At 62.7% G+C, this 636-nt stretch carries 1 protein-coding gene and 1 pseudogene; both read right to left on the reverse strand.

The annotated features are described in order from the left end of the window. Positions 1-529, reverse strand: a 529-nt coding sequence (locus tag HW466_RS31025) for a peptidylprolyl isomerase (RefSeq protein WP_176316137.1), incomplete at its 3' end; no start/stop codon positions are given. Positions 530-554: 25 nt separating this feature from the next. Next, positions 555-636, reverse strand: a pseudogene (locus HW466_RS31030) (BolA family transcriptional regulator); the annotation flags it as partial.

Raw genomic sequence — 636 nt, forward strand, 5'->3', positions numbered from 1 at the left:
CGCCGCCGTTCTTGGCCGAGCCCGGGTCCTTCGAGAACTGCTTGGCCAGGTCCTCGAACTTGGCGCCGGCCTTGATCTTCGCGATCAGATCCTTGGCCTGCTGCTCGTTGTCGACCAGGATGTGATGCAGGTGATACTCGCTGCCCGTCGCGCCCTTGGCCAGCTCGTCGTACTTGGCCTTGACCTCGGCGTCGCTCGGCTGGTTCTTCTTCACGAAGTCCTCGATCAGCGCGCGCAGCACCACGGTCTGCTGGGCGATCGCCACTTGCTGCTTCACGTCGGCACGGTTCGGCAGGCCTTCCTTGAGCGCTTCCTGCATCAGGATTTCGCGGTTGATCAGCTCCTGGCCGACCATCTTGCGCAGTTGCTCAGAATCCTGCTGACCTTGCTGGACGAGCTGAGCGACCATCGCGTCGACGCGCGACTTCGGGATCGGCGTGCCGTTCACCACGGCTACGTTCTGGGCGAAGGCCGGTGCGGCGACGAATGCGGCAGCCGCGACCCACAGGCGGGGGGATTTCAGGATCATCGGGAAGAATTCCTAGCGAAACGAATTATTGTGAAGACACGTTGAACTCATCGGGCGTGTAAGCCACGATCGCGAGCGCGTGAATGCCGCGCCGCATCGCATCAGCG

It is taken from the genome of Burkholderia territorii, from assembly GCF_902833055.1.
Lineage (GTDB): Bacteria > Pseudomonadota > Gammaproteobacteria > Burkholderiales > Burkholderiaceae > Burkholderia > Burkholderia territorii.